Consider the following 17996-nt stretch of genomic DNA (forward strand, 5'->3'; position numbering starts at 1 on the left):
GTCCTGTGGAATGAGGAGGAGGATTCGGGCTCTCAAGGGGGCCGGTAGAGCGGCCGTCCCGATCGCCATGAAGAGACTCGCAAACCTCGACGGCGGATACAACCCCTTCCGGAAACTTTTTTTTGAATCCTTGGTGTCGCCTAGCTCACAGCCGTCATTCCAGGGGGTGGAAACCAGTCTAAACGTTCGAGTGAAAGGACTTTAGGTCCTACTGCTCACACAATCACACGCAGTGCACGGCGTACGCCTGTGAACGTCACACTCGTACGCAGCCCCAGGTGGTCACCGTCCATCTGGAAGGGCAGGGGAACCTGCGAATGCAAGGTGAAGTTCGTGAGGTCGTGAAGTGAGAGGGCGTGTTTGCCGTGGGGCCCGCGCTGCGGTGTTGACGTCAGCAGCTGGGTCGCATAACGGGCCACCGCGGACGGGGAGAGCTTGCTCAGTGCGAACAGATCCAGGGCCGTGTCGAACGAGGCGTCCGGGGACGGATAGATCGGCCGATTGCCCAGGTAGGTCCACGGGGCGGTGTTGCAGATTATGGCCAGCGCCAGGTTCTCGACGGTCTCCGCGCCGCCCTCGGTCCCGCCCGGACGTTCGAGGGTGAGGACGCCTCGCCGGCGGTTCGCCTCGATCAGGAACTGCCGTACGACCTGTCGCACGTACAGGGCGTGGGTCGAACGCTTGCCGCGTTCGCGCTGCTGCTCGACCCGGCCCACGACGCCGGCGTCGAAACCGAAGCCCGCGCAGAAGGTGAACCAGCGCTCCGGTACGCCCTCGTCCTCGCTGCCCGGGGTGCCCGCGGCCAGCCCGAGGCCGATGGTCCGCTCGCTGCCGTCGCGCAGCGCGTCCAGCAGGGCGCCGGTGGCCTCCACGACGTCATTGGGGAGCCCGAGCGCACGGGCGAAGACATTGGTGGAGCCGCCGGGGACGACCGCCAGGCGGGGGTGCGAGTCGGGGTCGGGGCCGTTGGCCAGCAGACCGTTGACGACCTCGTTGACCGTGCCGTCGCCGCCGAGTGCCACGACCAGGTCGGTCTCGCCGCCCTCGGTGGCCTGCCGGGCGAGGTCACGGGCGTGCCCGCGGTACTGCGTCTGTGCGACCTCCAGCTTGAGGTCGCTGGCGAGTGCGTGGGTCAGCACGTCACGGGTGCGGGCACTGGTGGTGGTTGCTGCGGGATTGACCACGAGAAGTGCGCGCATACGCAGCAGCGTACCTACCTGCGGGTACCGGCCTCACGCCCCCGTCCGGCTCCGGGGCATCCCGGAGGCCGCGACGGCCGGCGCTACCCTGCTGGGGTGAGCAGTCAGCAGAAGCAGTCCGCGTCCCGAGCCGCCTCCGCCCCCGCCGCGGCCGCGTCCACCGCGCCGACCGGCCCGCGACCTGCCCGGCTGAGCGCCGCGGCGGCGCTCACCGCGGTCGAGGGGCTCGCCCTGGCTGCCCTCGGCGGCTACATGCTGATCATGGGGCTCGCCGGTTCGCCGGACAGTGCGCAGCAGGCGGAGATGGGCGGGCTCACCGTCCTCGCGCTCGCCGTGCTGCCGCTGGTGGCCGCCCGGGGGCTGTGGCTGCGCCGCCGCTGGAGCCGGGGCCCCTCGCTGATCACCCAGATCGTGGCGCTGCCGGTGGCCTGGACGCTGGTCAACGGCGGCGGTGCGCTGATCGCGGCCGGCATCGGACTGGCCGTGGCCGCGCTGGTCGTGCTCGTGCTGCTGGTCAACCCGACGGCCACCGAGGCGCTGGGTATCGGGCCGCGCGAGACGCCCTGAGGAGGGCGCGGGGTCGTCCCGGGTTCCGGCCCGGCAGTTCCCTGGAACGCACGGTGGGCGGGGCCTTCGAAGGCCCCGCCCACCGTATTTGTGCGCCGTTCACTCCTCGACGAGGAGCTTGTCGCGCAGCTGGGCCAGGGTGCGGGCCAGGAGGCGGGAGACATGCATCTGGGAGATGCCGACCTCCTGGGCGATCTGCGACTGGGTCATGTTGCCGAAGAAGCGCAGCAGCAGGATCTTCTTCTCCCGCGGCGGGAGATCCTCCAGCAGCGGTTTGAGGGACTCGCGGTACTCCACGCCCTCCAGTGCCTCGTCCTCGGCACCGAGGGTGTCGGCGACCGCCGGGGACTCGTCGTCCGTGTCCGGGACGTCCAGGGAGAGGGTGCTGTAGGCGTTGGCGGACTCCAGGCCCTCCAGGACCTCCTCCTCGGAGATCGCCAGATGCTCGGCCAGCTCATGGACGGTGGGGGCCCGGCCGTGCCGCTGGGACAACTCGGCGGTCGCGGTGGTGAGCGACAGCCGCAGCTCCTGGAGGCGACGCGGGACGCGGACCGCCCAGCCCTTGTCGCGGAAGTGCCGCTTGATCTCGCCGACGACGGTGGGGGTGGCGTACGTGGAGAACTCCACGCCGCGCTCCGGGTCGAAGCGGTCGACGGACTTGATCAGGCCGATGGTGGCGACCTGGGTCAGATCGTCCAGCGGCTCGCCACGGTTACGGAACCGCCGGGCCAGGTGCTCGACGAGCGGGAGGTGCATACGAACGAGGGTGTTGCGCAGCTCCGCCCGCTCCGGGGAGCCGTCGGGCAGCTTGCGCAGCTCATAGAACATCGCCCGGGCGCCGCTGCGGTCCTGCGGCCCCTGGGAATGCTGCTGTTCCTGCTGCTTGTCGTCGGGGGCCGGCGCATCGTGCTGCTGCGCCCGCTGCCCCGGCTGCTCGCTCTGCTCCATGTGGTCCGCCCGCTCTGCCTGCTCCGCCGCGTCCAACCGGCCGCCGTGGTCGTCTACGCCCACCGGATGCGGCCGGGCCTGCTGCTCGGGGATGGTCGCACTGCGCGCCATCCTCCCGCCGCGTTCGAGATCTTTCACGGGGCCCCCTGTTCGGTCATGACGGTCCGGGACCGGCGCCGCGCTCCTTGTACAGACTGATGGTGACCGTTTGGTCCTCGGAGACGGTGGAATCGACCTTGCCGGCGAGTGCGGAGAGCACCGTCCAGGCGAAGGTGTCGCGCTCCGGGGCGCGGCCGTCGGTCGTCGGGGCCGACACGGTGACCTGAAGTGCGTCATCGATGAGGCGGAAGACGCAGCTCAGCACACTGCCGGGGACGGCCTGTTGCAGAAGGATCGCGCAGGCCTCGTCGACCGCGATACGCAGATCCTCGATCTCGTCGAGGGTGAAGTCCAAGCGGGCTGCGAGTCCGGCCGTGGCCGTACGCAGCACGGACAGGTAGGCACCCGCAGCGGGCAGACGGACTTCCACGAAGTCCTGAGTCCCGGGCTCGCCTGCGATCTGGGACACCCTCACCTCCAAGGTGGCACAAGCTGGTTGAGCTGGAATGCGCGATATTCGCGTTGTTCGGGATATTCGCGCCGGACTTTTCTCCCCTCTGATGAAAGGAGAACGATTCGGCGCGACACATGGTTCGGCTGTGACGCTATCGCGATCTGTGGGCCGGTGTCGCCCGGAAGGAGCACCACTGCCGTCCGCGCGGCGATCCGGCCCCCGGTCACCCGACACTCTCGCTGTCACTGATTGTAAAGCCACGGGTACGGACAGTGGCTAGAGGTGTGCACTGTCAAATCGATACCGATTACGCTCCGTTGACGCGCGAAGTGCCCGCAAGGTTGTGGAGCTCCTTTCCAGTGAGCCGGAAGACCGTCCATTCGTCCATGGGCTGTGCACCGATCGACCGGTAAAAACCGATGGACGGTTCATTCCAATCCAGGACTGACCACTCGAAACGCTCATAGCCGCGGGCCACACAGATCTCCGCGAGGGCCGCGAGGAGAGCCTTGCCGTGGCCGCCGCCGCGCGCTTCGGGGCGGACGTACAGGTCCTCCAGATAGACACCGTGCGTGCCCGTCCACGTCGAGAAGTTCCGGAACCACAGGGCAAAGCCCACCGGGGCGTCGCCGTCCTCCGCGATCAGTGCGAAGGCGGCCGGCTGCGGGCCGAAGAGGGCCTCCGTCAGCTGCGCCTCGGTGGCCTGCGCGGCCTCGGGGGCGCGCTCGTACGCGGCCAGCTCGCCGATCATGGCCAGGATGACGGGGACATCGCCGGGTGTCGCTTCGCGGATCATGTGTGAAGGCTAAACGGACGCCGGTGATCGCTTCACACCAGTTTCTGGTCGGTGAAGCACCAGCGCCAGGAGTCACCCGGTTCGAACGTCCGCATCACGGGATGGCCGGTCTCCTCGAAGTGCCTGGTCGCGTGCCGGAACGGCGAGGAGTCGCAGCAGCCGACATGGCCGCAGGCCAGACACAGCCGCAGTTGTACGGGATGGCTGCCGACGGCCAGGCACTCCAGGCAGGTGGCGCTCTGCGGTGCCGGTTCGGGGCGCGGCAATTCGGCAACGTGGGTGCACTCGCTCATGATGGCCAGGTTAGATCGCCGGGATGCTCGGTGAAGCGTACGGGGACGGGACGGGCCGATGGCTGTCATGCCACTGTTTTTGCTGGTCGCGGGGAGCGCGGCGGTGGCCGGGCTGGCACGCCGTACGCCGGTCCCCGCGCCGCTGCTCCTGGTCACCGCGGGACTCGCCGCCTCCTACATCCCCGGCGTCCCCGACTACACCCTCGATCCGCACATCGTGCTGCCGCTGCTGCTGCCCCCACTGCTGCACACCGCGGCGCTGGACAGCTCGTATCTGGGGCTGCGGGCCAATCTGCGGCCGGTGGCGCTGCTGTCGGTGGGCTATGTGCTGTTCGCGACGTTCGTGGTCGGCTACGCGGCCTACCTCGTCATCCCGGGGCTGCCGCTGACCGCCGCCCTCGTCCTGGGGGCCGTCGTGGCCCCGCCGGACGCCGTCGCGGCCACCGCCATCGCCCGCAAACTCGGGCTGCCGCACCGGATCACCACGATCCTTCAGGGCGAGTCGCTGTTCAACGACGCCACCGCGATCACCGCATACAAGGTCCTGGTGGCCGCGGCGCTCGGGGCCGGGGTCTCCTGGGGCGACGGGATCAAGCAGTTCGCCATCGCGTCCGTGGGCGGCATCGGCGTCGGCCTCCTCCTGATGGTGCCGCTGCACTGGCTGCGCGTCCGGCTGCGCGAGTCGGCGCTGCTGGAGAACACCCTCTCGCTGCTCATCCCGTTCGTCGCCTACGCCGCCGCCGAGCAGCTGCACGCCTCCGGGGTGCTCGCCGTCGTCGTGGTCGGCCTCTATCTGGGGCACCGCTCCTGGCAGGTCGACTTCGAGACCCGGCTCCAGGAGGACGCCGTCTGGAAGATGGTCTCCTTCATCCTGGAGTCCGCGGTCTTCGCGCTGATCGGGCTCCAGCTGCCGGTCGTGGTGCGCGGACTGGGGGAGTTCAGCGGGGCGCAGGCCCTCGGGTACGCGGCCGTGCTGTTCGCCGTCGTGGTCGTGTCGCGGTTCGTGTGGGTCTTTCCCGGGACGTATCTGCCGCGCGTCCTGTCCGCCCGGATCCGTACCCGCGAGCCGGACACGAGGTGGACCGCGCCGGTCGTCATCGGCTGGGCCGGGATGCGCGGGGTGGTGTCGCTGGCCATCGCGTTCTCCATCCCGGCCGCGGCGCACGGCGGGGAGTCCTTCCCGGCGCGCAACCTCGTGCTCTTCCTGACCTTCACCACCGTCATCGCCACCCTCGTCATCCAGGGGCTGACGCTGCCGCCGCTGATCCGTGCGCTGAGACTGCCCGGCCCGGACGCCCAGGCCGAGACGCTCGCCGAGGCGCAGGCCCAGAACGAGGCCTCGCGGGCCGCCGAGGAGTGCCTGGAAGCGCGCCTTCAGGACCCGCGCAACGCCCTGCCGGGGCCCCTCGCCGACCGGCTGCGCAACGTACTGGAGCGCCGCCGCAACTCCGTGTGGGAGCGGCTCGGCGCGGCCAACGAGGTCACCGGGGAGTCCGCCGACGAGACCTACCGGCGGCTGGCCCGGGACATGATCGAGGCCGAACGCCGGGTGTTCGTCCGGCTGCGGGACGACGGACGGATCGACGACGAGATGCTGCGGACGCTGCTGCGCAGACTGGACCTGGAGGAGGCCACGGCGTACCGGGAGGGGGCTTCGTAGGGCGGGGTCGGCGGATGAGGTCGCGGTCCCGGGCCCGGGGGCGGCTCACGGGGTGCCGGTGATCACGGCGGCCACGGTGCTGCCGGGGGCGAAGGAGCCCTCCTCGGCCAGGGTCGTCAGCCCGAGGAGCAGCTTGGCGACGTAGATCCGCTCCAGCGGCAGGCCGTGCCGGTCCTCGAAGGCCGTCGCGAAGGTGTCCAGCTCCGGGGTGCGGCGGGCGTATCCACCGCAGTGGAAGCGGTCCTCCAGCCGCCAGTCGCCGCGCGGGCCGCCGAACGCCGCGCGCTGTAGTTCCTCGACCGCCTCCTGGAGGAAGTGCGGCCGGCCGCCCTTCAATACGGGGAAGCCCAGGGCGCGCTGCCCCGGCCCCAGGCCCGCGGCGAGTCCGGCGAGGGTGCCGCCCGTGCCGCAGGCCACCGCGACCGTGTCGGCGGCCCCGCGCAGCTCGCGGCCCAGCTCCGTACAGCCCTGTGCGGCAAGGGCGTTGCTGCCGCCCTCCGGTATGAGCCGGAACGCGCCGAAGCGGTCGCGCAGCTCGGCGAGCACCTCTGGGTCGGACCTCCGGCGGTAGCGGGCCCGGTCGATGAAGTGCAGCCGCATCCCGTCGGCGGCGCAGCGGGCCAGCGACGGATTGCGCGGTGCGTCGGCCAGCTCGTCGCCGCGGACCACGCCGATGGTGGCGAACCCGAGCAGCCGGCCGGCCGCGGCGGTGGCCCGCAGATGGTTGGAGTACGCGCCGCCGAAGGTCAGCAGCGCCCGCTCACCCGCCGCGGCCGCGGCCCGCAGATTCGGCGCCAGCTTGCGCCATTTGTTGCCTGGAAGTTCCGGGTGGATCAGATCGTCCCGCTTGAGCAGCAGCCGCACCCCGCGGCGGGCGAACGGTGCGTCCTCGATCTCCTGGACGGGGGAGGGCAGGCGCGGGCGCAGGGCCCGCGGGTCCGGCAGCGGGCCGGGGTCGGTGCTGGTCACGCGCTCCATTGTCCCCGGTGCCGGGGACCGGCCCACGGGTACGGCGCGGCTCCACAGCTCCTCGGAGCGCGCCACGAACCGGTCGGACCCGGCAGGGATTACGGGATAGCCCTCAGGGCCTGCCGGTCATCAAGGTGTTGCTTTCGAGGTTGGTGCTCGTTGATGGCGTATGCGCATCCCGGACGAGACTCGTGATCAACTTGCCGTGAAGTTCGCGGTGTTGTTCCCGCATCTGGACGAGCGACAGCGGCGGTTGCTGGTGGCCGCAGAGGCCCGAAGCCTGGGCCATGGCGGCATCCGGGCCGTGGGCCGGGCGGCTGGAGTGAGCGAGACAACGATCCGCAGGGGTATGTCCGACCTGGAGGCGGGCGAATCCCTGGTGGGGCGGGTGCGGCGGCCGGGCGGCGGGCGCAAACGCGTCGCGGACCTCGATCCTGGACTGCGGATTGCTCTGTTGAGTCTGGTCGAGCCGGACGAGCGCGGGGATCCGATGTCGCCGTTGCGGTGGACAACCAAGTCGACCCGCATGCTGGCGGCCGAGCTGACCCGCCAGGGGCACCGGGTCGGCGCCGACACCGTCGCCGGCCTGCTACGGCAGGAGGGCTTCCGGCTGCAGGCCAATGCCAAGACGCTCGAGGGCAGTCAGCATGCCGACCGGGATACCCAGTTCCGGTATCTCAACGAGCAGGCACGCGGTCACCGGGATGCCGGCCAGCCGGTGATCAGCGTGGACACGAAGAAGAAGGAGCTGGTCGGTGACTTCCGCAATCCGGGCCGTTCGTGGCGGCCGACGGGCGATCCGGTGCTGGTGCGAGTGCATGACTTCGCCGATCCGCAGCTGGGCAAGGCCATCCCCTATGGCATCTACGACCTGGCGGCCGACACCGGCTGGGTGAACGTCGGCACTGACCATGACACCGCCGCGTTCGCGGTGGAGTCGATCCGCCGCTGGTGGCATGACCAGGGTCGGGCCGCTTATCCGCAGGCTTCCCGGTTGCTGATCACCGCCGATGCGGGCGGCTCCAACGGCTATCGCACCCGGGCCTGGAAACTGCACCTCGCCCGCCTGGCCGCTGAGACCGGCCTGGCCATCACGGTCTGTCACCTGCCGCCGGGCACATCGAAGTGGAACAAGATCGAGCACCGGCTCTTCTCGCACATCACCATGAACTGGCGCGGCCGCCCGCTGACCAGCCACGAAGTCATCCTCGAATCAATCGCCGCGACCACCACCCGCGCCGGACTACGCGTGAAGGCCCAGCTGGACACCAATACCTATCCCACCGGTATTGGGGTCGGCGACGCGGAGATGGCGGCCTTGCCGCTGACCCGGCACAACTTCCACGGCGACTGGAACTATGCCGTGCATCCCCGGCCGACCCCGGCTATCCCAGCAGCGCGGAACGGTCAGCCACCGACGCCTCAGTGGAAGCCGGCACTGCTGTCCGATCCCGCGCTAACCGGCCTGGCCCCACACCAGCTCCAGCACCTCATCGAAACCCTGGCTGCGGAAGGAGACACCCACCGCGGACGCCCACCCCGCCTCACCTTCGCCGACCAGGTCGTGGCCACCGTGCTCCATCTACGCGTCAACCTGGCCGCGGAACCCCTCGCCGTGCTCTTCAACAGCAGCCGGACTGCCATGCACCGCACCCTGCTGAAGATCAAGAAGTTACTCGAAGCACACGGCATCAACGTCCCGCCGGCCACCACCCCACCCGCCGCACTCGCAACCCTCCAAGCCCAGGTCATCGCCCTCGACAGCGCCCCCAACAGCAAGATCAAGACGACGTGTTAATGATCGGCAGGCCCTCAGTCGTGCAGGAAGGCGTCGCCGTGGGCGTTGACGTGGGCCTCCAGAGTGTTGAGCGCGTCCTGGGTCGCCTCGGGGGAACCGCTGCCCCGCCGTTCGGCGAAGTACGCGGCGCCCAGCTTTCTCAGGAGTTCGGTGCCGGCGCGGTTCTGCTGTACCTCGTCGACCTTCTGCTTGCCCTGTGCAAGCCCCTTTTGGGCCTGCTCCTTGGCGCGGTCGAGAAACCCTGACATGTGCCACCTCCGTGCAGTCCGTGTCGTAAGGGATCAACGGCGCGGACGGCCGTGGGGTTCCCGTGCCAGGCTGGGGCATGTGGGCGACACGCGCGACTTGAAGGGGCCATCCGGTGTACCCGGCGGCTACCAGGAGCGTGCCTCCCGGGTGGCCGGTGCGGTGCTGTGGAGCCGCACCGTGCAGCCGTCCGCCCGGCCGGTGCTGCCCGACGGGTGTACGGATCTGATCTGGAGCGCGGGCCGGCTGCTGGTGGCGGGTCCGGACACCGGGCCGCAGTCCGTGGGCGGGGTGCCGGCCGGGACGCCCTTCGTCGGGCTGCGCTTCGCGCCCGGTCAGGGGCCCGCCGTCTTCGGCGTACCGGCCCGGGAACTGCGCGACCGGCGGGTGCCGTTGGCGGACCTGTGGCCCGCCGGGCAGGTACGGGAGCTGACCGAGCGGCTGGCGGCCGCCGGGGAGACGGGCGGCGCGGCCGGTCTCGGCCGCCTGCTGGAGGAGGCCGCCGTGGCCCGCCTCCGGGAAGGCGCCGGGGACGACGGCCGGACCGCCGCCGTCGCCGGGGAGCTCGCCCGCGGCCGCCCCGTCGCCGAGGTCGCCCTCCCCCATGCCTAAAGGGCATGGGAGGTACCCCCATCGTCGCGCTCAGCGAACGCCAGCTGCACCGGCTCAGCCTGGACGCGTTCGGCTACGGCCCCAAGACCCTGACCCGGGTGCTCCGGCTCGTGCGCGCGCTCGACCTGGCGCGCTCCGGGATGCCCTACGCACAGGTCGCCGCGCGGGCCGGATACGCGGACCAGGCGCACCTCGCACGCGAGGTGAAGTCGCTGGCGGGGGCCCCGATGGGGGTGCTGCTCGCCCCGGGTTAGCGTGTCCGTCATGGACTACCAGGCCGTTCTCGAGGAGGTAGCGGCCCATGCTCGGCCGTATGTGCGACAGGGTCGGGTCGCCGACTACATACCGGCGCTCGAGCGGGTGTCCGCGGACCGTTTCGGGATCGCGGTGGCCGACATCCACGGCGAGGTGTACGGGGTAGGCGACTGGGAGGTCCCGTTCTCCGTCCAGTCCATCTCCAAGACCTTTTCGCTGGCGCTGGTGATGGCGCAGAGCCACGGCGGGCACGACGACGGCATCTGGCGCCGGGTGGGCCGTGAGCCGTCCGGTACGCCGTTCAACTCGCTGGTCCAGCTGGAGGCGGAGAACGGCATTCCGCGCAATCCGTTCATCAACGCGGGTGCCCTGGTGGTCACCGACCGGCTCCAGACCCTCACCGGCGACGCCAGCACCTCGATGCTGCACTTCCTGCGGGAGGAGAGCGGCAACCCGGACCTCGCCTTCGACCAGTCGGTGGCCGACTCCGAGGCCGAACACGGCGACCGCAACGCCGCCCTGGCGCACTTCATGGCGTCCTTCGGCAACCTGGAGAACCCCGTCCCCAGCGTCATCGAGCACTACTTCTGGCAGTGCTCGATCGAGATGAGCTGCCGCGATCTGGCCGTGGCCGGCGGCTTCCTCGCCCGGCACGGGCTGCGCGCCGACGGCACCCGGCTGCTGGAGGCCCGCGAGGCCAAGCGGATCAACGCGGTGATGCTGACCTGCGGGACGTATGACGCGGCCGGGGAGTTCGCCTACCGCGTCGGACTGCCCGCGAAGAGCGGGGTCGGCGGCGGCATCATCGCGGTCATCCCCGGCCGCTGCACGCTCTGCGTCTGGAGCCCCGGACTCGACGCCCGCGGCAACTCCGTGGCGGGCGCGGCGGCGCTGGATCACTTCACGACGTTGACCGGGTGGTCCGTTTTCTGAGCGGGGCGTGGGGCTTTTCGGCCGGGGGCCGGGGACCTCGGCCGCTCTGACCTGGCCCGCGCAGGCCAGGCCCCCGTCCCCGGCTGCCGTTGTGGCCTCCGAACCGCTGGCGCATCGTGGGCGTAGGAGGTGCACCGCCATGGAGCACGAGATGCGCGCTGAGTACGAGGAAGGCGTTCTGCCGCATGCGGACACGCCGGTGAAGATCTGGCACATGGTGCGGCTGGAAGGCACCAGGGCGATGTGCGGACGGGATCTGGCCCCGGCAGCCGCCACCCAGACGGCCGACGTCTGGGGTACGCCCCAGGGGGAGCCGTTCTGCCACAGCTGCGGCGCGATGTACCTGCGCGAGCACCCCGGGGACATCGGCTAGGCGCACCCGCCGCCTAGGGCAGCGGGGCGAACAGGTCGACCCCGTGGCCGTCCGGGTCCTGTACGACGGCGTAGCGGTGCCCCCAGAAGGCGTCCCATGGCGGCATCTCGCCTGTGTAGCCGGCGTCGGTGAGTTCCGCGTAGAGCTTGTCGACCTCGGCGGGGCCGGTGCACTCGAAGGCCAGCCCGGTGGGGGTGCCGCCCTGGGGCGGGGTCCAGTCCGGGTTGATGGCGCGTGCGGTCTCGTGGGAGTCCCACATCAGCCGCAGCCCTCCGGGGAGCGGCGCTTCGGCGTGCGGGGCGGTGTCCGCGTCGGCGGGGATGTCCAGGCCGAGGCGGCGGTAGAAGGCCAGGGCTACGGGCATGTCGGCGACGACCATGCCGATGGCCGCGAACCGCGGGGCGGAGGGGGCGGCGGGGGACGGGGATGCGGAAGGTGAAGTGGTCATACGGGGAGCGTAGGCAGGCCGCCGGGGCGCGTCTTGAACGAATCGGACGCGGGGGCGGCCTGCCACACGGACGGACGCGGAGCCTGCTCCTAATGGACAGGCGCGGGGCCGTTCCGGCTCACGGGCAGTGGATGACCTGGCCCGCGTACGAGAGGTTGCCGCCGAAGGCGAACAGCAGGACCGGGGCGCCGGAGGGGACCTCGCGCCGTTCGACCAGCTTGGACAGGGCGAGCGGGACGGAGGCCGCGGAGGTGTTGCCGGAGTCGACGACGTCCTTGGCGACCACCGCGTTGACCGCGCCGATCCGCTCCGCGACCGGCTCGATGATCCGCAGGTTGGCCTGGTGCAGCACCACACCGGCGAGATCGGCGGGGGTGATCCCGGAGCGTTCGCAGACCTTGCGGGCGATGGCCGGCAGCTGGGTCGTGGCCCAGCGGTAGACGGTCTGGCCCTCCTGGGCGAACCGGGCCGGCTCGCCCTCGATACGGACCGCGGCGCCCATCTCGGGCACCGAGCCCCACAGCACCGGGCCGATGCCCGGCTCCGGCGAGGCGCTGACGACCGCGGCGCCCGCTCCGTCGCCGACCAGCACGCAGGTCGAGCGGTCCGTCCAGTCGACCACGTCGGTGAACTTCTCCGCCCCGATGACCAGGGCGTGGGTCGCGGAACCGGCCCGGATGGCGTGGTCGGCGGTGGCCAGCGCATGGGTGAAGCCGGAGCAGACGACGTTCAGGTCCATCGTGGCGGGGGCGGACAGGCCGAGCCGGGCGGCGACCCGGGCCGCGGCGTTCGGGCTGCGGTCGTGGGCCGTGCAGGTGGCGACCAGCACCAGGTCGATGTCCTGCGGGGCCAGGCCACTGGCGGCCAGGGCCTTGGCCGCGGCGGCGGCCGCCATCGAGTCCACCGTCTCGTCCGGGGCGGCGACATGGCGGGTACGGATGCCGACACGGCTGCGGATCCAGGCGTCGTCGGTGTCGACGATCTTGGCGAGGTCGTCGTTGGTGAGCACGCCGGAGGGCTGGTAATGGCCGAGAGCCAGGACGCGTGACCCGGTCATGAGTTCCCCTGTACGTGGGTGGTCGGTTCGCCCACCAGTCTCACCCCTCGGTGCCGCCCGGCGGCTGCGTGAACTGCCAATGTTCCGTCGCCAGAACTGGAGACAGTTGTCAGAACCGGGGCGGGGGAGGGCGGCCCCCCGCCACGACACCGCCCGACCCCGGCCCCGTCACGGCTTCACCGGGCCCCTCATGACACCGCCCGGAAGCGCCGCAGTCGCAGGCTGTTGCCGACGACGAAGACCGAGGAGAAGGCCATGGCGGCGCCGGCGATCATCGGGTTGAGTAGACCGGCCGCGGCCAGTGGCAGGGCCGCGACGTTGTAGCCGAAGGCCCAGAAGAGGTTGGTCCGGATGGTGCCGAGCGTCGCCCGGGCCAGCCGGATGGCGTCCGCGGCGGCGCGCAGATCGCCCCGGACGAGGGTGAGGTCACCGGCCTCGATCGCGGCGTCCGTGCCGGTGCCCATCGCCAGTCCCAGGTCGGCGCGGGCCAGTGCGGCCGCGTCGTTGACGCCGTCGCCGACCATGGCGACCGAGCGGCCCTCGGACTGGAGCCGGGCGACGACCGCGACCTTGTCCTCGGGGAGCACCCCGGCGATCACCTCGTCGATCCCGACCTCGGCGGCCACCGCCTTCGCGACGGCCTCGTGGTCGCCGGTGAGCAGGACCGGGGTCAGTCCCAGGGCGCGCAGCCGGCGCACCGCTTCGGCGCTGGTGGGCTTGACCGCGTCGGACACGACCAGCACCGCGCGGGCCGCGCCGTCCCAGCCGACGGTGATCGCGGTCCGGCCCTCCGCCTCGGCCGCGGCCTTGGCGGCCGTCAGCTCCGGCGGGAGGAACTGGCTCCACCGGTGCAGCAGCTGCTCGCGGCCCACCAGGACGGCATGGCCGTCGACCACGCCCTGGACGCCCAGGCCGGGGACGTTCACGAAGTCCTCCGGGGCGGGCAGGGTGGCGCCCCGGGCCTCGGCCCCGGTGGCGACGGCGCGGGCGATGGGGTGCTCGGAGGCGTGTTCCAGCGCGCCGGCCAGCCGCAGCACCTCCGGCTCCGTCTCGCCCTCGGCGAGATGGATCCCGGTCAGCGTCATCACTCCGGTGGTGACCGTGCCGGTCTTGTCCAGGACGACGGTGTCCACCCGGCGGGTCGACTCCAGCACCTCGGGTCCCTTGAGCAGGATGCCGAGCTGGGCGCCGCGTCCGGTGCCGACCATCAGCGCGGTCGGGGTGGCCAGCCCCAGGGCGCACGGGCAGGCGATGATCAGGACGGCGACGGCCGCGGTGAAGGCGGCCACCGCGCCGTGGCCGGTGGCGAGCCAGTAGCCGAGGGTGCCCAGGGAGAGCGCGATCACGAGCGGGACGAAGACCGCGGAGATCCGGTCGGCCAGCCGCTGCGCCGCGGCCTTCCCGTTCTGGGCGTCCTCGACCAGCCTCGCCATACGGGCGAGCTGGGTGTCGGCGCCGATACGGGTGGCCTCGACGACCAGCCGCCCGCCCGCGTTCACGGTGGCGCCGGTGACGCCGTCGCCGGGGGAGACCTCGACGGGGACGGACTCGCCGGTGAGCATCGAGGCGTCCACGGCGGAGGCGCCCTCCACGACCGTCCCGTCGGTGGCGATCTTCTCGCCGGGCCGTACGACGAAGCGGTCGCCGACGTGCAACGCGCCGACGGGGACGCGCACTTCCCGGCCGTCGCGCAGTACGGCGACGTCCTTGGCGCCCAGTTCCAGCAGCGCCCGCAGCGCCGCGCCCGCCTTGCGCTTCGCGCGCGCCTCGAAGGAGCGGCCGGCCAGGATGAAGGTGGTGACCCCGGCCGCGGCCTCCAGGTAGATCGCGCCGCTGCCGTCGGTGCGGGCGAGGGTCAGCTCGAAGGGGTGCGTCATGCCCGGCATGCCCGCCGTGCCGAAGAACAGCGCCCACACCGACCAGCCCAGGGCCGCGAGGGTGCCCATGGAGATGAGGGTGTCCATCGTGGCGGCGCCGTGCCGCAGGTTCGTCCAGGCGGCCCGGTGGAACGGCCAGGCGCCGTACGCGACCACGGGGGCGGCCAGGGTCAGCGAGAGCCACTGCCAGTTGGTGAACTGAAGGAGCGGCACCATCGCCATCAGCACCACCGGGACGGTCAGGACGAGGGAGATCAGCAGCCGCCGGCGCAGCGCGGCGAGCGCCGCGCCGTCCCGGTCGTCCGCCGCGTCCCCGGCGTCGCCGCCGGAGGGCTCGGCGGCCGGCGGCTCCGGGACCGTCGCGGTGTAGCCGGTCCGCTCCACGGTGGCGATCAGTTCGGCGGCCGCGACGGCGCTGCCCTCCGCGACCGTCACCTGCGCCTTCTCGGTGGCGTAGTTGACGGTGGCGGTGACCCCCTCCATGCGGTTGAGCTTCTTCTCGATGCGGGCGGCGCACGAGGCGCAGGTCATCCCGCCGATCTCCAACTCGACGCCGTGCGCTCCGATCGCGGTGGTCATACCTGCTCCTCGGTCTGCTGCCAGTGCCTGTCTCCGAGGTCAACCATATACCCCCCTAGGGTATTCCCGGGCGGGGTTGCGGCGTCACGGCGTCACGGAGTCATGGCGTCGCCCCCGTCCTCGCCCGCCGCCCGCTGCGCCCGGCCGCCCATCGCCCGCAGATACGCGACCAGCTCCGGCGGCTCGTGCACGGTGAACTCGTGCCCCAGCAGGGCCAGCCGGACCGCCAGCCACTCCAGCGCCTCGGGGTTGCTGTGCCAGCGGCAGGACGTCTCGTCGACCGGTTCGAGCGCGCCCGCCGCCGGGCCGCCCAGCCGGGCTGCCGCCTCCTCCGCCGGTGCGTACACGGTCGCCACCGCCCGGTAGGTCGTGGCCGCCCCCTGCATCCGCTCCCGTACATAGGTGGCCGCGTCGGCGGCCGGCAGGGTGCGCGGCGGGGTCCGGACGCCGGTGGGGAACGGCTCGCTCAGCCGGTCCACCCGGAAGATCCGCCAGTCCTCGCGGTCGTTGTCGTACGCCACGAGATACCAGCGGCGCCCCGCCGCGACCAGACGGTGCGGCTCCACCAGGCGCTTGCTGCGGGCGCCGGCCCCGGCCCGGTAGCGGAAGCGCAGCCGCTCATGGTTGGTGATCGCCGCGGCGAGCACCGTCAGATGCTCCGGGTCGACGGTCGGGTGGTCGCCGGACGGGAGCGCGACGGTGGCCGTGCCGAGCGTGCCCACCCGCCGCCGCAGCCGGGCCGGCAGCACCTGCTCCAGTTTGGCGAGCGCCCGTACGGACGCCTCCTCGATGCCCTCGATGGTGTGCCCGGCGGCGGAGCGCAGACCGACCGCGATGGCCACCGCCTCGTCGTCGTCCAGCAGCAGCGGCGGCATCGCGGCGCCCGCGGCCAGCCGGTAGCCGCCCTCCGCGCCCATCGTGGCGTGCACGGGGTAGCCCAGCTCGCGCAGCCGGTCGATATCGCGGCGGATCGTCCGGGTGGTGACCCGCAGCCGCCCGGCCAGCTCACTGCCGGGCCATTCGCGCGGGGTCTGCAACAGGGACAGCAGATTCAGCAGTCGCGCCGATGTCTCACTCATGGGACCGATGATGGCCCTCCCAGTAGGACCGGGGCTGTCCTATATCGCGCCTAGTGTCAAAGGCAGACCTCGACGCCCCGGCCGGCCACCGCCCGGCGGCACCGGCGTCGCCTTCCCTTCCTTCCGCACCGGTTCCCCTGGAGAACGCCCATGCCCACGACCGTGCCCGCGGCCCCCGAGGCGGCCGTCCCGGCCCCCGCGCCGGCCGCCCGCAGACGCTGGATAGCGCTCGCCGTCCTGCTCACCGCGAGCTTCATGGACCTGGTCGACGCGACCATCGTCAACATCGCCATCCCGAGCATCCAGCGGGACATCGGTGCGGGCTTCAGCGCTGTCCAGTGGGTCACCGCCGGGTACGCCCTCGCCTTCGCCCTCGGCCTGATCACCGGCGGCCGGCTCGGCGACATCTACGGCCGCAAGAAGCTGTTCCTGCTCGGCATGGGCGGCTTCACCGTCGCCTCCGCGCTGTGCGGCGTCGCGGCGGGCCCCGGGATGCTGATCGGCGCACGGGTGCTCCAGGGTGCGATGGCCGCGCTGATGGTGCCGCAGGTGCTGGCGATCATCCACGTCAGCTTCCCGGCGGGCGAACGCGGCAAGGTCTTCGGGATGTTCGGCGCGGTGGTCGGCCTCGGCGCGGTCTGCGGCCCGCTGATCGGCGCCCTGCTCACCGAGGGCGATCTGCTCGGACTGGAGTGGCGCCCGATCTTCCTGATCAATCTGCCGGTCGGGATCGCCGGCATCCTCCTCGGCCGCCGCTTCCTGACCGAGTCCCGGGCCCCGCGCGCCCTGCGCGTCGACCTCGTCGGCACCGCGCTGGCCACCGTGGGCCTGCTGATGCTGCTCTACCCGCTCACCCAGGGACGCGAGTCCGGCTGGCCGTTGTGGGGCTTTGTGTCGATGGCCGTGAGCCCGCTCGTCCTGGCGTTCTTCGTCCGCTACGAGCGGATCAAGGCCCGCAGGGACGGCTCACCGCTCGTCGAGCTCTCGCTCTTCCGGGTGCGGACCTTCGCGGCGGGCGCCGGCGTCCAGCTGACCTTCGGCGTCGTCACCGGTCTGTTCTTCCTGGTCTGGACGCTCCATATGCAACTGGGGCTGGGCTGGGGCCCGTTGCACGCCGGGCTGACCGGGGTGCCGTTCTCGCTCGCCTGCTCCGCGGCGGCCGGGCTGTCCGTACAGAAGCTGGTGCCGCGGTTCGGCCGCGCGGTGCTCCAGGCCGGCGCGCTGACCATGCTCTGCGGTGCGCTGCTCTACCTCTGGGAGGCAGGGCACTACGGCACCGCCCTGGAGTCCTGGCAGATGGCACCGGCGATGCTGCTGATGGGGGCCGGGATGGGCCTGATCGTCGCCCCGATCACCGACGCGACGATCTCCGAGGTCCCCGCCGAGCACTCCGGCTCCGCCTCCGGCATCTTCAACACCACCGGCCAGCTGGGCATGGCACTCGGTCTCGGCCTCTCGTCGGTGGCCTTCTTCGGCGTCGTCGGCGGTACGGGCGAGGTGCACGGCGCGGCGGCAGCGGCCCTCGCCCCCTCCTTCGTCGACGCGACGACCCACGCCCTGTGGTGGATCTCCGGCGGCCTGGTGCTCATCTTCGGCCTGCTGTTCCTGCTGCCGCGCCGGGCGCCCGCGGAGCATGCGGTGCCCGCGGTGCCCGGAGACCAGGACGCACCGGAGCGGACGGACCGGGAGACCGCGGCGGCGGAGGAACAGCGGCCCGCCCTGGTGTCTTGACGGAACCGGCCCCGCACCGGGGC

General features: G+C 71.8%; 17 protein-coding genes and 1 pseudogene. 7 read left to right on the plus strand and 11 right to left on the minus strand.

What is annotated here, in order from left to right:
• Positions 1 to 215 precede the first annotated feature (215 nt).
• A complete protein-coding gene (locus QT196_RS26835; RefSeq protein WP_168481317.1) occupies positions 216 to 1199 on the minus strand; it encodes a diacylglycerol kinase family protein in 984 nt (327 codons plus the stop codon).
• Positions 1200 to 1295: 96 nt separating this feature from the next.
• On the opposite strand from QT196_RS26835, the gene QT196_RS26840 reads away from it, so the two are divergent.
• The gene (locus tag QT196_RS26840; RefSeq protein ID WP_085923008.1) at positions 1296 to 1766 is read left to right on the plus strand and encodes a hypothetical protein; all 471 of its coding nucleotides are present in this window, start codon (positions 1296 to 1298) and stop codon (positions 1764 to 1766) included.
• A 99-nt stretch (positions 1767 to 1865) separates the two neighbouring features.
• On the opposite strand, the gene QT196_RS26845 is transcribed toward QT196_RS26840, so the two are convergent.
• The 4 genes from QT196_RS26845 to QT196_RS26860 all read right to left on the minus strand — a co-directional run bounded on the left by QT196_RS26845 (position 1866) and on the right by QT196_RS26860 (position 4356).
• Entirely contained in the window at positions 1866 to 2825 is a 960-nt protein-coding gene (locus tag QT196_RS26845) for an RNA polymerase sigma factor SigF (RefSeq protein WP_168484012.1), read from the minus strand.
• A gap of 43 nt (positions 2826 to 2868) precedes the next feature.
• On the minus strand, positions 2869 to 3282 hold the full coding sequence (locus tag QT196_RS26850) for an anti-sigma regulatory factor (RefSeq protein ID WP_042148531.1): 414 nt from the start codon (positions 3280 to 3282) through the stop codon (positions 2869 to 2871).
• Positions 3283 to 3574: 292 nt separating this feature from the next.
• Positions 3575 to 4063 carry a GNAT family N-acetyltransferase gene (locus QT196_RS26855; protein WP_266733552.1) on the minus strand — a complete coding sequence of 163 codons (489 nt, stop codon included), beginning with the start codon at positions 4061 to 4063 and terminating at the stop codon, positions 3575 to 3577.
• Between the two features lie 32 nt (positions 4064 to 4095).
• Positions 4096 to 4356, minus strand: coding sequence for a UBP-type zinc finger domain-containing protein (locus QT196_RS26860; RefSeq protein WP_085922842.1), 261 nt, complete (start codon positions 4354 to 4356; stop codon positions 4096 to 4098).
• Positions 4357 to 4414: 58 nt separating this feature from the next.
• Between QT196_RS26860 and QT196_RS26865 the strand changes: the two genes are divergently transcribed.
• On the plus strand, positions 4415 to 6016 hold the full coding sequence (locus QT196_RS26865; protein WP_168481319.1) for a Na+/H+ antiporter: 1602 nt from the start codon (positions 4415 to 4417) through the stop codon (positions 6014 to 6016).
• A gap of 45 nt (positions 6017 to 6061) precedes the next feature.
• On the opposite strand, the gene QT196_RS26870 is transcribed toward QT196_RS26865, so the two are convergent.
• Positions 6062 to 6994, minus strand: a complete 933-nt coding sequence (locus tag QT196_RS26870; RefSeq protein ID WP_168481320.1) for a pyridoxal-phosphate dependent enzyme — start codon at positions 6992 to 6994, stop codon at positions 6062 to 6064.
• 160 nt (positions 6995 to 7154) lie between these two features.
• On the opposite strand from QT196_RS26870, the gene QT196_RS26875 reads away from it, so the two are divergent.
• Positions 7155 to 8783: an ISAzo13 family transposase gene (locus tag QT196_RS26875; RefSeq protein ID WP_168476530.1), complete on the plus strand. Its 1629-nt coding sequence runs from the start codon at positions 7155 to 7157 to the stop codon at positions 8781 to 8783.
• 14 nt (positions 8784 to 8797) lie between these two features.
• Here QT196_RS26875 and QT196_RS26880 read toward each other — a convergent pair whose 3' ends face one another.
• Entirely contained in the window at positions 8798 to 9031 is a 234-nt protein-coding gene (locus tag QT196_RS26880) for a hypothetical protein (protein ID WP_085922848.1), read from the minus strand.
• A gap of 148 nt (positions 9032 to 9179) precedes the next feature.
• Here QT196_RS26880 and QT196_RS26885 point away from each other — a divergent pair.
• From QT196_RS26885 to QT196_RS26895, 3 genes and pseudogenes are all read left to right on the plus strand, one after another.
• Positions 9180 to 9895, plus strand: a pseudogene (locus QT196_RS26885) (helix-turn-helix domain-containing protein).
• 10 nt (positions 9896 to 9905) lie between these two features.
• Entirely contained in the window at positions 9906 to 10829 is a 924-nt protein-coding gene (locus tag QT196_RS26890) for a glutaminase (RefSeq protein ID WP_168481321.1), read from the plus strand.
• A gap of 139 nt (positions 10830 to 10968) precedes the next feature.
• Positions 10969 to 11202: a hypothetical protein gene (locus tag QT196_RS26895; RefSeq protein WP_168481322.1), complete on the plus strand. Its 234-nt coding sequence runs from the start codon at positions 10969 to 10971 to the stop codon at positions 11200 to 11202.
• 13 nt (positions 11203 to 11215) lie between these two features.
• Here QT196_RS26895 and QT196_RS26900 read toward each other — a convergent pair whose 3' ends face one another.
• The 4 genes from QT196_RS26900 to QT196_RS26915 all read right to left on the minus strand — a co-directional run bounded on the left by QT196_RS26900 (position 11216) and on the right by QT196_RS26915 (position 16242).
• Entirely contained in the window at positions 11216 to 11650 is a 435-nt protein-coding gene (locus tag QT196_RS26900) for a VOC family protein (RefSeq protein ID WP_168481323.1), read from the minus strand.
• Positions 11651 to 11768: 118 nt separating this feature from the next.
• The gene (locus QT196_RS26905) at positions 11769 to 12707 is read right to left on the minus strand and encodes a beta-ketoacyl-ACP synthase III (RefSeq protein ID WP_168481324.1); all 939 of its coding nucleotides are present in this window, start codon (positions 12705 to 12707) and stop codon (positions 11769 to 11771) included.
• A gap of 188 nt (positions 12708 to 12895) precedes the next feature.
• Complete coding sequence (locus tag QT196_RS26910) at positions 12896 to 15163, minus strand: heavy metal translocating P-type ATPase (protein WP_290355858.1); 2268 nt, start codon at positions 15161 to 15163, stop codon at positions 12896 to 12898.
• Between the two features lie 92 nt (positions 15164 to 15255).
• On the minus strand, positions 15256 to 16242 hold the full coding sequence (locus QT196_RS26915) for a YafY family protein (RefSeq protein ID WP_168481326.1): 987 nt from the start codon (positions 16240 to 16242) through the stop codon (positions 15256 to 15258).
• Between the two features lie 150 nt (positions 16243 to 16392).
• Here QT196_RS26915 and QT196_RS26920 point away from each other — a divergent pair, with 150 nt between their 5' ends.
• A complete protein-coding gene (locus QT196_RS26920; RefSeq protein ID WP_290355859.1) occupies positions 16393 to 17973 on the plus strand; it encodes an MFS transporter in 1581 nt (526 codons plus the stop codon).
• The last annotated feature ends 23 nt before the right edge of the window (positions 17974 to 17996 follow it).

The organism is Streptomyces sp. P9-2B-2 (genome assembly GCF_030406865.1).
Taxonomy (GTDB): domain Bacteria; phylum Actinomycetota; class Actinomycetes; order Streptomycetales; family Streptomycetaceae; genus Streptomyces; species Streptomyces platensis.